Origin of the sequence: Nocardioides sp. GY 10127, from assembly GCF_004919085.1 — a bacterium.
In the GTDB taxonomy this organism is placed as follows: domain Bacteria; phylum Actinomycetota; class Actinomycetes; order Propionibacteriales; family Nocardioidaceae; genus Nocardioides.
In genome coordinates this window covers 47,859-60,564 of record NZ_STGL01000011.1, presented here as the reverse complement: position 1 = coordinate 60,564, position 12,706 = coordinate 47,859, and the positions used below count along the sequence as shown (strand labels likewise).

General features: G+C 72.4%; 12 protein-coding genes. 8 read left to right on the top strand and 4 right to left on the bottom strand.

Annotation, left to right across the window (positions count from 1 at the left end):
• Nucleotides 1–195: 195 nt before the first annotated feature.
• Nucleotides 196–936, bottom strand: a complete 741-nt coding sequence (locus E8D37_RS18410) for a class II aldolase/adducin family protein (RefSeq protein ID WP_136571290.1) — start codon at nucleotides 934–936, stop codon at nucleotides 196–198.
• A 57-nt stretch (nucleotides 937–993) separates the two neighbouring features.
• Between E8D37_RS18410 and E8D37_RS18405 the strand changes: the two genes are divergently transcribed.
• Complete coding sequence (locus E8D37_RS18405; RefSeq protein ID WP_168929816.1) at nucleotides 994–1,719, top strand: TetR/AcrR family transcriptional regulator; 726 nt, start codon at nucleotides 994–996, stop codon at nucleotides 1,717–1,719.
• Nucleotides 1,720–1,764: 45 nt separating this feature from the next.
• On the opposite strand, the gene E8D37_RS18400 is transcribed toward E8D37_RS18405, so the two are convergent.
• Nucleotides 1,765–3,498 carry a hypothetical protein gene (locus tag E8D37_RS18400; RefSeq protein ID WP_136571288.1) on the bottom strand — a complete coding sequence of 578 codons (1,734 nt, stop codon included), beginning with the start codon at nucleotides 3,496–3,498 and terminating at the stop codon, nucleotides 1,765–1,767.
• Between the two features lie 230 nt (nucleotides 3,499–3,728).
• Between E8D37_RS18400 and E8D37_RS18395 the strand changes: the two genes are divergently transcribed.
• Together E8D37_RS18395 and E8D37_RS18390 are read left to right on the top strand one after the other, a co-directional pair.
• Nucleotides 3,729–4,172: a hypothetical protein gene (locus tag E8D37_RS18395; protein ID WP_136571287.1), complete on the top strand. Its 444-nt coding sequence runs from the start codon at nucleotides 3,729–3,731 to the stop codon at nucleotides 4,170–4,172.
• A 95-nt stretch (nucleotides 4,173–4,267) separates the two neighbouring features.
• Nucleotides 4,268–5,188, top strand: coding sequence for an NAD(P)-dependent oxidoreductase (locus tag E8D37_RS18390; RefSeq protein WP_206055857.1), 921 nt, complete (start codon nucleotides 4,268–4,270; stop codon nucleotides 5,186–5,188).
• Nucleotides 5,189–5,291: 103 nt separating this feature from the next.
• Here the strand turns inward: E8D37_RS18390 and E8D37_RS18385 are convergent, their stop codons facing one another.
• Nucleotides 5,292–5,516, bottom strand: coding sequence for a hypothetical protein (locus E8D37_RS18385; protein WP_136571286.1), 225 nt, complete (start codon nucleotides 5,514–5,516; stop codon nucleotides 5,292–5,294).
• A gap of 357 nt (nucleotides 5,517–5,873) precedes the next feature.
• Here E8D37_RS18385 and E8D37_RS18380 point away from each other — a divergent pair, with 357 nt between their 5' ends.
• From E8D37_RS18380 to E8D37_RS18365, 4 genes are all read left to right on the top strand, one after another.
• The gene (locus tag E8D37_RS18380) at nucleotides 5,874–7,346 is read left to right on the top strand and encodes an APC family permease (RefSeq protein ID WP_136571285.1); all 1,473 of its coding nucleotides are present in this window, start codon (nucleotides 5,874–5,876) and stop codon (nucleotides 7,344–7,346) included.
• 118 nt (nucleotides 7,347–7,464) lie between these two features.
• Nucleotides 7,465–8,346, top strand: coding sequence for a phytanoyl-CoA dioxygenase family protein (locus E8D37_RS18375; RefSeq protein ID WP_136571284.1), 882 nt, complete (start codon nucleotides 7,465–7,467; stop codon nucleotides 8,344–8,346).
• A 70-nt stretch (nucleotides 8,347–8,416) separates the two neighbouring features.
• Nucleotides 8,417–9,292: an NAD(P)-binding domain-containing protein gene (locus E8D37_RS18370; RefSeq protein WP_136571283.1), complete on the top strand. Its 876-nt coding sequence runs from the start codon at nucleotides 8,417–8,419 to the stop codon at nucleotides 9,290–9,292.
• A gap of 80 nt (nucleotides 9,293–9,372) precedes the next feature.
• Nucleotides 9,373–9,966 carry a TetR/AcrR family transcriptional regulator gene (locus tag E8D37_RS18365; protein ID WP_136571282.1) on the top strand — a complete coding sequence of 198 codons (594 nt, stop codon included), beginning with the start codon at nucleotides 9,373–9,375 and terminating at the stop codon, nucleotides 9,964–9,966.
• Here E8D37_RS18365 and E8D37_RS18360 read toward each other — a convergent pair.
• Complete coding sequence (locus E8D37_RS18360) at nucleotides 9,956–10,552, bottom strand: NAD(P)-binding domain-containing protein (RefSeq protein ID WP_136571281.1); 597 nt, start codon at nucleotides 10,550–10,552, stop codon at nucleotides 9,956–9,958. The two genes, E8D37_RS18365 and E8D37_RS18360, sit on opposite strands and share 11 nt — an antisense overlap.
• 162 nt (nucleotides 10,553–10,714) lie before the next feature.
• Between E8D37_RS18360 and E8D37_RS18355 the strand changes: the two genes are divergently transcribed.
• Entirely contained in the window at nucleotides 10,715–12,703 is a 1,989-nt protein-coding gene (locus E8D37_RS18355) for a primary-amine oxidase (RefSeq protein ID WP_136571280.1), read from the top strand.
• Nucleotides 12,704–12,706 lie beyond the last annotated feature (3 nt).

Genomic DNA, 12,706 nt, shown 5'->3' with positions numbered 1-12,706 from the left:
CGTGGACACCCCGCTCGAGGTGCCTGGCGGTACGCAGGAGTGAGTCGGACTTCTCGGTGGTCGCGCTGGGGTGCGTCATGGGGCCCTTCCTCGGTGATCGCTCACCCGCGTCCTACCCGACGCGTCCCCCGCCCAATCCGTGCGTGCGCTGTGAGGTGCCCGGCACGCGCCGGGCACCTCACGGCGTCGAGAGCCTCAGGAGGCGAACTCCGGCTCCTCCCGGTGCAGCGTGCGCAGCGCGTACTGAAAGTAGAGCTCCGCGGTCTCCGGCAGGGCGGTCTTCCACTGGGAGACGAAGGCGGCGCACTGCTCGGCCGTGAACTGGCGCAGCGGCAGGCCCGTGGCCTGGGCCAGCATCTGCGTGCGGCACGCCTGCTCGAGGTAGTACATGTAGCCGAACGCCTCGGAGACGGTCGAGCCCAGGGTGACGCCGCCGTGGCCGGCGAGGATGACGGCGGAGACGCCGGTCGCGGCCTCGGCGATGCGGGCACCCTCGGCGGGCTCGAGGGCCAGGCCGTTGTACTGCTCGTCGTAGACGATGTTCTCCCAGAACATGAACGCGTTCTGCTGGCACATCTCCAGCCGGCCGCCCTCGATGGCCGCGATCGCCGTCATGTGGGGCATGTGGGTGTGGAAGACGGCGGGCTGCTCCGGGTGGCGCAGGTGGAGCGGCGCGTGGATGTGGAACGCGGTGGCCTCCACCTCGCCCTCGCCCTCGAGGATGGTGCCGGCCGAGTCGGTGAGGATCAGCGACGAGGCGGTGATCTCCGACCAGTGCAGGCCCAGCGGGTTGGCCAGGAAGTGCTCGCCGGACATCTCGCCGGAGTCGTCCGGCACGGCCAGCGTGAAGTGGTTGTCGACCCCCTCCTGCATGCCGAGGCGGGCCGCCCAACGCAGGCCGGCGGCGAGCTCGATCCGCTGCTGAAGATGACGCATGTGGTTCCCCTTTAATTGTCCACGGGCCAATAATCGTGATTAATGTACGGTGTACAAATGAGCGACGCAAGGGGTGCAGGGTCCCGACCTCGCGGACGGCCGCGGAGCGACCAGCCCGCGCTGGGCCAGGCGGACGTCGTGCGGGCCGCCCTCCGGGTGATCGACACCGAGGGGGACCGGGCGCTGAGCATGCGCCGGGTGGCCGCCGAGCTGGGCGTCTACCCGACGGCGGTGCAGCACCACGTGAACACCAAGGAGCAGCTGCTCGTGGCGGTCTCCGACGCCGTGCTCGACGAGATGGTCATGCCCTCTCCGGACGTCGACTGGGTCGAGTGGCTCGAGGTCTTCTCGGCCCAGCTGCGCGCCGTCCTGCACGCCCACCCCAACGTCGTCCCGGTGATGGCGGCCCGCCTGCGGGTGGCCACCGGGGCGTTCACGCTCTCGGAGCAGCTGCTGGCCGCGCTGGCCGGCGCCGGGTTCACCGGCGCGGCGCTGCGCGGCGCCTACAACAGCGTGATCGGGTTCGTGTTCGGCTGGATCTTCACCGAGCTGGCGGCCGAGCCCGCCGCCGACGAGGACGCCTGGCGGCAGGACCTCCGCAGCCGGCTGGAGCGGGTCGACCCCGCCGAGGCGCCGACGCTGGCCGTCCACGTGGACGACCTGCGCAACCGGGCGTTCATGATGCGGTGGATGTCCGGGCAGAGCAATCCGCTCGACGACAGCTTCGAGTTCGCCGTGCGCGTCATGGTCAGCGGCCTGCAGGCCCAGCTGGACCGGCAGTAGCGGAGCCCGCTGGTCCCGCGGCTGGTCCCGCGGCTGGTCCCGCGGCTAGTCGAGGGCGATCCGCGTCGAGCGGGCCCACGCGCGGGCGAAGTCCGCCCGCATCGAGCCCGTCGAGAGGCTGTAGGTGGCCGAGGTGCCCGTGTACGGGGTGTCGAAGTAGGCGTAGGCGATGCCGCCGGCGTCCACGAGGTCCTGGTAGGCGTTCTCGATCCAGCCGCTCTCGTCGGCGTCCGCTGAGGCCGTGTGCCCCGACTCCGCCAGGCCCCAGGCGATGCCGTGCGCGTCCATCCACTCCCCGAGCGGCTCGAAGTAGTCGCCCTCCAGGTCCAGGTGCTCGTAGGAGACCCGGCCGGAGGACTGCCGCACGCCCCACCAGTCGTAGATGTCGAAGCCGGCCACGTCGACGCGGACGTCGGGCCAGATGGTGTCCAGGTCGTACTCGTCCAGGTAGACCTCGTGCCAGCCGGTGAGGATCACGCTGAACGCCACGTTGTCGGAGGTGTGGACGATCGGCGCGAGCCGCTCCTGCATGGCCGTCCACTGCGCCATGACCCCGTCGGTCTCCGGCTCGTGGTGGAAGGCCAGCCACACGGGTCCGTCGAGGGCGTCGAGCTTCGCCACGAGGTCCTTCGCCCAGGCGTCGCCCTTGCCCGCCGCCATCTCCGACCAGGAGTAGGGCAGCTTGAAGCTGATCCACGGGATGCGTCCCGCCGCGACGTCCTGCTTGGCCACCGCGACGGCCGAGGAGACCTGGCTGGCCTGCCAGAACGTCCGGCGGACGCCGAGCTGACCGCCGAGCTGGGCCTCGAGGGCGGAGGGGTCGGTGTTCGAGCCGTAAGCGGCGCCCACGTAGGCGCCGCAGTCCGGGATGCCCAGCTCGGAGTAGCCGCAGCCGTTGGTGAGGACGCGGCCGGCGGCCACGTCGGAGGAGGTGTCCGTCGACGTGCTGGTGGAGGGGTCGTCCGCGGCGACGGACTCGCCGAGCGGCGCCTCCGGGTGGTGGAGCCGCAGGTTGTCGACGTCGAGGGCGGCGCCCGGCCGGACGAAGGTGACGGTCCACCGCAGCCGCCAGCGCGACCCGGCGACGGTGCCCTTCGTGGAGACGCCGACGCGGGTCCAGTGCGTGGCGGGCACGGTCACCGGGGAGTCCGCGCGGCTCACCACGCGCCCGCTGCTCGGGTCCACCTCGAGGATGCTCAGCTGCACCTGGACCCACGGGTCGTCGGAGCGGACCCAGATGGCCGAGGTGTGCCGGACGCCGAGCGGCAGCTGGGCGTCGGCGGCGAGCTCGGCCGCGCTGAGTGAGGCCGGGCGGTCGCCGAGGGCCGGGGTGGTCTGGGCGGTGAGGGTCACCGGAGCCGACGAGGACGCGGTTGTCGAGGTCGTCCGCAGGTGGAGGCCCTGCTCGAGCTTGCCCGACTCGGTGGTGGCGGCGACCTGGCTGGTGCCCCACCAGTCGAAGGCGCCCAGGCCGTCCTCGAAGTCGCCGCCGGGCGCGAAGGTGTGGAGCGCCGGGAAGACCGCGGCGTCGTCCAGCGTGCTCGCGGCGACGGAGGCCGACCTGGAGGCCGACGAGCTCGCGGACGGGCTGCTCGTCGGGTCGGCGGCGGACACCGCAGGGGCCGGCGCCAGCAGCAGCGTGCCCAGGCAGGTCGCGCCCGCGACGGCCGCGGCAAGTGCCGGCCGCAGCCGGGAGGGTCGGGGTGAGCGGCGGACCGCTGCGGGGTCGGACGGGTCGCGGAGGTCGGTGGTGGCCGATCCCGTGTGGCTCTCCTGCACGCGCAGCTCTCCTCGGGCGTCGTTGGGCGCTGAGACGAGCATCCAGCGTGCCGAAGATCCGCCGCAGACGCTTGTCGGGAGACCGAATTCGGCGCCTGGGTGCCCGGATCTACGCAGTAGTGGGTACGCGGCCGCCCGTTCGTTCCACGGCGCTCCCGGTGGCGGGACGGAGGGTGGGGAGGCATGCTGTCGCGCACGGTCGCGTCCGTGGCCGGGAGCCAGGAGGCGCCATGCCGACGTCCACCACCCCACGCCTGCTCGCGACGTCCCGAGCCCTCGCCGTCGCCGCGGTCGTGCTGCTCGTGGCCCCGATCGCGCTCGCCGCGCTGGCCGGCCTCGTCGTCGTCGCCGCCGGTGCCGCGTCGTCGCCCGGGTGGCTGGACGTGCTCGAGAGCGTGCTCCTGAGGTGCTCGCCCCTCGCGGCGGTCGGCGCGGTGGGCGTGCGCCTGGTCGCGACCCGCGGCGGTGACCGCCCGGTCCGGGTGGCCAACCGGTGGGCGGTCGTCGGCGCCGTCCTCGTGGTCGGTGCCACCGCGGCCCTCGCCTTGGAACCCCCGACCGCCGTGCCGCTGGTCGAGCTCGGCGTCCTCGTCGCCGGCCTCCTGGTCGTCGTGCTGGCGGTCCTCCAGCGTCCCGCTCCCGCAGCCCCCGCCGCCGAGCCCGCGAGCGTCTGACGCCCGACCCGGTCTCCCGGGTGGTTCCGCCGGCCCGACCGGGTCGGCAGACTGCACCCTGCCCCGGAGCGTCCGCGGGCACCTGACGAGAGGTGGTGGCCGCCCGCGGGCGGACGACGATGCGCATCTTCTTCACCGGCGGCAGCGGCAAGGCAGGCCGACACGTGGCTCCGTTCCTGGCGGGCCTGGGGCACCAGGTGACCAACGCGGACCTGGTGGGCCTGGGGCACCCGGACGTCGCCGACCTCCGCGTCGACCTGGCCGACGCGGGGGAGACCTACTCGGCGATGGCCGGCCTGGCGACGATGGCCGAGCTCGACCTCCCCGAGGTGCCGCGGTACGACGCCGTCGTCCACTTCGCGGCCATCCCGCGCATCCTGCTGCGCCCCGACGCCGCCACCTTCGAGGCCAACATCCTCAGCACCTACCACGTGCTGGAGGCCGCCACCCGGCTCGGCATCCCCAAGGTCGTGTTCGCCTCCTCCGAGACCACGTACGGCCTCTGCTTCGCGCAGGGGGAGCGGCGCCCGCTCTACGTGCCGGTCGACGAGGAGCACCCGACGGTGCCCGAGGACTCCTACGCCATGTCCAAGGTGGCCGGCGAAGCCGTGGCCCGCTCCTTCCAGGCCCGCACCGGCGCGGACGTCTACGGCCTGCGGATCAACAACGTGATCGAGCCGCACGAGTACGCCGAGATGTTCCCGCCGTTCCTCGAGGACCCGGCGCTGCGCCGGCGCAACCTCTTCGCCTACATCGACGTGCGCGACCTCGGGCAGATGGTCCAGCGGTGCCTGGAGACCGACGGGCTCGGGTACGAGGTGTTCAACGTCGCCAACGCGGACATGTCGGTGGCGGCCACCACCGACGAGGTGCGCGAGCGGTTCTACGCGGGCGTCGAGGTGCGGCGCGAGATGGGCCGCGACGAGACGTTCTACTCCATCGACAAGGCGCGCCGGCTGGTCGGCTTCGACCCGCAGCACTCGTGGCGCGACGTCCTGGACGACCCGGCCCGCTGACCCTCCGCAGGGCCCGGCTCCGATAGTCCCTGACGAACGGACCGCTTTTCGGGGCGGAATCGGGTCCGTTTGTCAGGGACTATCGGGGTTCAGGGCGCGGGGCTCAGCGGCGCCGGCCCCAGAGCAGGTAGGCCGTCGGCAGGACGCCGCTGGAGCTGACGAGCGCGAGGCCGAGCCCCCAGGCGCGCTTGGGGCCGCGGACGTCCGCGGCGTCCCGGCCCTTGAGGTCCTTCAGGGCGACGAGGCGGAGCGCCGCGTCCGCGAGGCCGACGCCCACGAGCATCGTGCGTGCGCGGGGGCTCAGCTGCGCCCAACGAGTGGTGTCCATGGCGTCCTCCTTGTCGTGCCCTGCCTCGGTGCAGGCGGCGCCCCCATCCTGCCCGCCCGGGCCACGACGCGCGTGGGACGCCCTGACGCGCCGTGTCGCGGGCCACGCGGTGTGTGTCGGGACGGTGACACGGACGGCCCCGCGAAGGGACTTTCGTTAACTCGCGATCACGACTCTTGACCCGGCGGCCCGGGCCGGATTGCCTTCTCTCAGTCATCCGACTTGGTCAGATGACTTAGAACCGCCCGAGGCCGCTGCCCGGGCGTCACCACCCCTGCCGGCGTCGTCAGGTCGTGGCTCGATCAGTCAGCCGGCCCCCGCCGACGTGGGGCCCGTGCGCCGAAAGGTGGCCGCACCATGACCGACCTCTCCACCGGCCCGACCCCCGGGTCCCCGGCCGTCGCCCCGGCGCCGGACGCCCACGGCGCCGCGGGCCTCCAGGGCGGCCTGGGCACCGGCGGGCTCGTCCTCACCGTGCTCGGCTACCTGGCACCCCTGGCCACCGGCGCCAGCCTCATCCCCCTGCTCATCGGGTACGGCAACGGCCTCGGCTCGCCGCTCGTGCTCCTGCTCGTCGGCGCGCTGTTCCTGGTGTTCGCGGTCGGCTACACCGCGATGGTCCGCCACGTGGAGAACCCGGGTGCGTTCTACGCCTTCATCACCGCCGGGCTCGGGCGGCGGGTGGGTCTCGGCTCCGCCTTCATGACGACGGTCTTCTACGTCCTCATCGCCTTCGGCTTCTACCTCTTCGGCGGCGCCATGGCGAGCGCGACGGCGCAGAGCATCTTCGGCGTCGACGTCCCGTGGCAGGTCTTCGCCCTGGGCTTCCTCGCGCTGGTCACGGCCTTCACCTACCGGGGCGTGGACTTCAACGCCAAGGTCGTCGGCGTCGTCGTGGCCGTCGAGTTCGCCCTGCTGCTGGTCTTCGACCTCGTCACCGTCGTCCGCGGCGGCTCCGAGGGCCTGCCCACGCAGACCTTCAGCTGGGACGCCTTCACCAGCGGCCCGGTCGCGCTCTCCCTGCTCTTCGTGTTCGGGCTGTTCCTCGGCTTCGAGACCACGTCGATCTTCCGCGAGGAGGTGAAGGACCCCGGCCGGACCGTGCCGCGGGCCACCTACGCCGTCGTCGTCATCCTCACGCTGCTCTACGGCTTCACCACGTGGGCCGTCATCGCGGCCCTCGGCACCGGGGACGCCGTCCTCACCGCCGCCACCGACCCGGGCACCGCCTTCGACGTCGCCATCGGCAGCATGCTCGGCGGCACCGTCTCGAACCTCGTCGCCCTGCTCATCATCACCAGCCTCGTGGCCTCGCAGCTCTCGGTCGCCAACGCGACCACCCGGTACGTCTACTCCCTGGGCGTGGACGGCGTGCTGCCGGCCGGGCTCGGCGCGGTGCACCCGCGCCTCGGCTCCCCGGCGCGTGCCTCGCTGCTCACCAACGGGCTCATCGGGCTCTGCCTCGTCCTGGCGATGCTGACCGGCGGCGACCCGCTCGCGGTCTACACCGTCACCGGCGGCACCGCGATGCTCGCCTTCCAGGTGATGCTGCTGCTGGTCTCGTTCTCGGTGGTCGTCTACTTCGCCCGGCACCGTGAGCACGGGGCCCACCCGCTGCGGGTGTTCGTCGCCCCGGCGGTGACCATCGTCGCCCTGCTCGCGCTCACCGTGTACACGGCGCAGAACCTCACGCTGCTGGCCGGCACGGACACCGCCCTCATCGCCGCGGTGCTCGGCTCCCTGGCCGTCGCGCTGGTGATCGGCTTCGTCCTCGCCGGCTGGCTGGCCCAGCGCCGGCCCCACGTCTTCGCCCGCATCGGTCGGCAGTGAGCCCGGGCCGCACCCGGCACCGCTGACCCCACCCCTCACGCACGTCCCACGCACGACCGGTCGTCACCGGTCACCACACCACCAGCCACACCACCGGCCACACCACCAGGAGGAACCCATGGGTCTCACGACTCTCCCGCGCACGGCCTCGGTCGAGGAGGCCATCGCCGTCATGGAGCGGGACGGCGGCGTCATCATCGAGGACTTCGTCGACAGCGCCACGCTCGCCGGCATCAAGGCCGACCTCGACCCGTACCTGGAGGCGGGGGAGTGGGGGCAGGACACGTTCTCCGGCCACCGCACCCGTCGCCTGGGCGGGCTCTACGCCAAGTCCACCCACGCCGCCCCGCTGGTCGAGGAGGAGCACTTCCTCGCGGCCGCCGAGCACTTCCTGCTCCGCCCCACGAAGGGCTTCCTGGGCGAGGAGCCGGTCGAGCTGGTCCCGACCTTCCAGATCGGCGTCACCCAGGTCATCAAGATCTACCCGGGCGAGGGCAAGCAGGCCCTGCACCGCGACGACGGCGTCTTCCAGTGGACCCACGAGCCCGGCTACGGCCAGGCCCGGGTCCAGATCATGCTCGCGGTGGAGGACTTCACCGAGGAGAACGGGGCGACCAACGTCGTCCCGGGCAGCCACCTGTGGCCGGACGACCGCGCCCCCAAGCGTGAGGAGGCCGTCTCGGCCGTCATGAAGGCCGGCTCCGCGCTCATCTGGCTCGGCGGGACCTACCACGGCGGCGGCGAGAACACGGCCGCCGAGGCCACCCGCACCGGCATCACGATCGGCCTCGACCTGGGCTACCTGCGCCAGGAGGAGAACCAGTACCTGGCCGTGCCGCTGGAGACCGCCAAGACCCTGCCGCTGCACGTCCAGCGCCTGCTCGGCTACTCGTTCTGCCCGCCGACCATGGGCTGGATCGAGGTGGACGGCGTGATGGCCGACCCGCACATCGTGCTCGAGGACGAGCCGGTGCTGGTCAACGCCACCTTCAACGCCTGACCCGCGCGGTCGCCCTGCCCCGTCCCGTTCGACCAGCCACCCCCGTCCCACACCCACGTCAGGAGTCGAGATGAGCACCAGTCCGCAGGTCGCGGTCCTCGGTTGCGGCCTCATGGGAGCAGCCATCGCCAGGACCTTCTCCCAGCACGTCGGGGTCGTCGTGTGGAACCGCACGCCGGCCAAGGCGGAGGCCCTGGCCTCCGACACCGTCGCCGTGGCCGCGTCGGGGGCGGAGGCGATCGCCGCCGCGCCGGTCGTGGTCAGCGTCCTCAGCGACTACGACGCCCTGCGCGAGGTGCTGGCCGAGGTCGACAGCCTCGAGGGGCGGACCGTCGTCGGGCTCTCCACCAGCGAGCCCGGCGACTCGCGCGACCTCGAGGCGCTGGTCGTGGGGATGGGCGGGGCCTACCTCGACGGCGGCATCCTCGCCTACCCCGTGCACATCGGGACGCCCGGCTGCGTCATCGCCTACGGCGGTGACGCAGCCACCTGGGCCGCCACCCGGGACCTCCTGATGCTGCTCGGCGGCGGCAGCCTGCACGTCTCCGAGGACGTGGGCGGCTCCGGTGTCGTGGACGCCGGACTGGCCGGCCTGTTCGCGCTGCCGATGCACCTGGCGCTGGTCGAGGCCGTCAGCTACATGGCCCGCAACGGCATCGCGCCGGAGAGCATCAGCACGCAGCTGCGGCGCTCGCTGGAGGACACGAGCGCGACGCTGGAGGAGATGGTGGCGGGCATCCTGGCCACCGACCACAGCACCGACCAGGCGACCGTGGCCGTCTACGCGGACGCGGCGTACGCCTGGCGCGACTCGGTGCTGGCGACGGGCGACCGGGCCTCCATGCTCGCGGCCGCCGCGGTGACGCTGCGCGAGGCGGAGGCCGCCGGGCTCGGCGACCTCGGCTTCACCGGGCTCGCCCGGCTCGCACCGGCCGCGGCGGGGTGAGGACGGGTGCCTAGGATCGAGGGCGCACGGGCCGGACGGCCCGCGGCGTCGTCGAGGGCGGGGGAGTAGGCGTGGCTCGCGTGCCCGCGGTGCAGCGACGGGAGCAGTTCGTCGACGCCACCATCGCGATGGTGGCCCGGAGGGGGATCGAGGGGGCCACGACGCGGGCGATCGCCGAGGAGGCCGACGCGCCGCTGGCCGCCCTGCACTACTGCTTCCCCTCCAAGGAGGCGCTGTTCTTCGCCGTCATGGAGCGGATGTCCGAGCAGGTCGAGGGCATCCTCGCCGAGGTCCCCGAGGGCCTCGGTCTCGGGCGGGCTGCCGGTCTGCTGCTGCGCCGGGTCATGGCCTGGTACCGCGACAACGAGGAGCTGGCGCAGGCGCAGCTCGAGCTCTTCTTCTGGATGGCGCACGCGGCCGGTGACACCGGCCGCCGCTCCTTCGAGCTGTTCTCGCCCGTGCTCGCCACCCGGCTGCGGCGCAGCATGCTGCCCGACGACGACGAGTCACTGGTCGAGCCGGTCGTGCGGCTGGTGAGCGCGCAGGCCGACGGGCTGCTGGTGCGCTGGGTCGGGTTCCGTGACTGGGAGCAGGCCTGCGCCGACACCGAGCTCGCCGCCGAGGCGATCGAGCAGCTGTGCGCGGCCCGGCGCCGGGCCGTCGTCAGCGACTGACGTCCAGGTTGAAGCGCAGCGTGCCGAGCCGGCCCGCGAGCGCGAAGAAGAGCGGGACCGCGTGCTCGGTCGCCAGGGCCGTCCCGATCCCGCCGAGGTCGAGGACGTCCTCGGTCCGCCAGCCCAGGTTCAGCAGCAGCGAGACGACCAGGTCCTTCGCGTCCGGGTCGTCGCCGGAGAGCATCACGGTGGCGCTGGGCAGCGTCGAGAGCGGGTCCGTCATCACCGAGACGTTCATGAGGTTGAGGGTCTTGACGACCCGGGAGCCGGGCAGCGCCGCCTGGAGCCGGGCCGCGAGGCTGTCGTTGGGGTAGAGGAGCCGGCGGTCCTGGTCGATCGGGGCGGCCGGGTCGAGGACGACGGCGCCCGCCAGGACGTCGGCCAGCCCGGTGAGCGTCTCGAGCACCACGGCTCCGGGCAGGGCGGACACCACGACGTCCGCGCCCTCGACGGCCTCGCGGTAGGCGACGCTCGCGCCCGCCTGCGGTCTGCGCGAGCCGACCACCACCTCGTGCCCGACGGCCGCCCAGCGCGTGGCCAGGGTCGTCCCGACCTGTCCGGTCCCGAGGACAGCGATCCGTGTCATGCCTGCTCCTGCCTCCGGCACCGTCGTGCCGAACGTCCCGAAGTGAAAGTTCTTCAGATTCTTTCACCTGAATCGGCCATGTGATCACACGTAGCCCATCATTCACGCCCTTGAAATACGAAATAGATTCACTTTCTGCAACCCCGTTTGGAAGGAAGCACCATGACCCTGACCGACCCTGACACCGCGACCACCGCCCCTGCCGGCGGCGGCTCCAGCCCCCTGTCGAGCCTGTCCGTCCAGGAGCTCAACGCGGGTGTGGCGATCCTGGGGGAGGCCGGGCTGGCCGGCCCCGACGTCCGCTTCGCCTACACCGGCCTGCTCGAGCCGGCGAAGGCCGAGGTGCTCGCCTTCCTCGACGGGTCCGGCCCCCGCCCGGCCCGCCTGATGCGTGCCCAGCTGCTGAACATGTCCACCGGCGAGTCCCTCGACGTCGTGGTCGACCTCACGGCGGGCGAGGTCGCCTCCTCCACGGTCGTGACCCCCGACCAGGGTCGGCTCCCGATCCTGTTCGAGGAGTTCGCCATGATGGACGAGGTCTGCCAGCAGGACCCGCGCTGGGTCGCCGCCATGGAGCGTCGCGGCATCGACCCCAAGGACGTGCTCATCACCGCGCTGTCGGCCGGTGACTACCCGCTGGAGGGGGAGGAGGGCCGCCGCATGATGCGCGGCCTCGGCCTCCACCGTCGGACCGAGGGCGGCCAGCCCTGGGCCCACCCCATCGACGGCGTCTGCGCCTACGTCGACACCATCGCCCGCGAGGTCGTGACCGTGGTCGACAACGAGGTCATGGAGGTGCCTGCCGAGGGCAGCACCTTCATGAACGAGGAGGGCCGCCCGGCCCCGATGGAGGGCCTGAAGCCCATCGAGATCACCCAGCCCGAGGGCCCGTCGTTCACCGTCGAGGGCGACGAGGTCTCCTGGGCCAACTGGAGCTTCAGCCTCGGGTTCGACGCCCGCGAGGGCCTGGTCCTCCACCGGCTCGCCTACGCGGACCCCGACCACGGCGGCGAGGTCCGCCCGGTCGTCTACCGCGCCTCGGTCGCCGAGATGGTGGTGCCCTACGGCGACCCCTCGCCGGTCCGCTTCTGGCAGAACTACTTCGACACCGGCGAGTACCTGTTCGGCCGCATGTCCAACTCGCTCACCCTGGGCTGCGACTGCCTGGGCGAGATCCGCTACTTCGACGCCACGGTGGCGGACGCGTCCGGCACGCCCGTCGTCATCCCCAACGCGATCTGCATGCACGAGGAGGACTTCGGGACGCTCTGGAAGCACACCGACTTCGCCGAGGGCAGCGAGGTCCGTCGTCAGCGTCGCCTGGTGATCTCGTTCTTCACCACGATCGGCAACTACGACTACGGCTTCTACTGGTACCTCTACCTCGACGGCAAGATCGAGCTCGAGGCCAAGCTGACCGGCATCCTCTTCCCGGCCGCCTACAAGGACTACGGCGACACCCCGCACATGACCGAGGTGGCCCCCGGCCTGGGCGCCCCCGTGCACCAGCACCTGTTCAGCGCCCGCCTCGACATGATGGTCGACGGCCTGGCCAACGCGGTCGACGAGGTGGACGCCGTGCGGCTGCCGGTCAGCGACTCGAACCCGTGGGGCAACGCGTTCACCTACCGGGCCACGCGCCTGGCCTCGGAGGCCGAGGGGGCCCGGGAGGCGGACGCCTCGGTCGGCCGCACCTGGCACGTCGTGAGCACCGAGCGCACGAACCGCCTGGGCCGCCCGACGGGCTACGCGCTGCGGACCAACCAGCAGCCGACCCTCCTGGCCGACCCGTCCTCGTCGATCGCGGCCCGAGCGGCCTTCACCCAGAAGGCCGCGTGGTTCACCGCCTACTCGCCCGAGGAGCGCTACCCCACCGGCGAGTTCGTCAACCAGAGCAAGCCCGGCGCCGGCCTGCCGACCTACATGGCGGCGGACCGCAACCTCGACGGGGCGGACGTCGTCCTCTGGCACACCTTCGGCGTCACCCACTTCCCGCGCACCGAGGACTGGCCGGTCATGCCGGTGGACCACATCGGCTTCGAGCTGGTGCCCTACGGCTTCTTCGACCGCAACCCCACCCTCAACGTGCCCGCGAGCACGGCCGTCAGCTGCCACCCGGGCGGCGGCAGCTCCTGCCACGGGGAGGACTGAGCC

Coding starts and splice junctions, on each gene's coding strand:
- E8D37_RS18410 (WP_136571290.1), bottom strand. CDS start 936: ATGCGTCATCTTCAGCAGCGGATCGAGCTCGCCGCCGGCCTGCGTTGG.
- E8D37_RS18405 (WP_168929816.1), top strand. CDS start 994: ATGAGCGACGCAAGGGGTGCAGGGTCCCGACCTCGCGGACGGCCGCGG.
- E8D37_RS18395 (WP_136571287.1), top strand. CDS start 3,729: ATGCCGACGTCCACCACCCCACGCCTGCTCGCGACGTCCCGAGCCCTC.
- E8D37_RS18385 (WP_136571286.1), bottom strand. CDS start 5,516: ATGGACACCACTCGTTGGGCGCAGCTGAGCCCCCGCGCACGCACGATG.
- E8D37_RS18380 (WP_136571285.1), top strand. CDS start 5,874: ATGACCGACCTCTCCACCGGCCCGACCCCCGGGTCCCCGGCCGTCGCC.
- E8D37_RS18375 (WP_136571284.1), top strand. CDS start 7,465: ATGGGTCTCACGACTCTCCCGCGCACGGCCTCGGTCGAGGAGGCCATC.
- E8D37_RS18370 (WP_136571283.1), top strand. CDS start 8,417: ATGAGCACCAGTCCGCAGGTCGCGGTCCTCGGTTGCGGCCTCATGGGA.
- E8D37_RS18360 (WP_136571281.1), bottom strand. CDS start 10,552: ATGACACGGATCGCTGTCCTCGGGACCGGACAGGTCGGGACGACCCTG.
- E8D37_RS18355 (WP_136571280.1), top strand. CDS start 10,715: ATGACCCTGACCGACCCTGACACCGCGACCACCGCCCCTGCCGGCGGC.